Below are 355 nucleotides of genomic sequence, written 5' to 3' on the forward strand. Positions count from 1 at the left end.
CACCAGCCATAATCAAATTTAGCGCATTTGTGTGAGACTGAAATCTGCCATATTTACCAATTATTTCGTGCGGGATAAGGTACGCCTCAATGATGCTGTAGTCTTGATCAAAGATCACCGCGATAAGATAGTCAAAATCAGATTCATCGTATTTCCGTATGGCACTTAGCTGACGCGAATTATTTTCGGGGGTAACCCTACGGGATTTTATCTGAAACCGTACACCTTGATCCGAAATTGCGTCATATCCTGCTCTCGAATTTGCCGCAAGATGCAAGTTCATTTTCTTGGCTATCATCCACTCAGCAAAATCTCCGAGTGGCGCATTGTCAGTTCTAACGATTCCTCGATCTTT

The 355-nt window shown here is 42.8% G+C and carries 1 protein-coding gene; it reads right to left on the reverse strand.

Annotated features, from left to right (window positions below):
* The coding region (locus tag A3714_RS18230; protein ID WP_231867844.1) for a hypothetical protein at positions 1-355 on the reverse strand (355 nt) is incomplete at both ends.

The organism is Alcanivorax sp. HI0007 (genome assembly GCF_001635525.1).
Lineage (GTDB): Bacteria > Pseudomonadota > Gammaproteobacteria > Pseudomonadales > Alcanivoracaceae > Alcanivorax.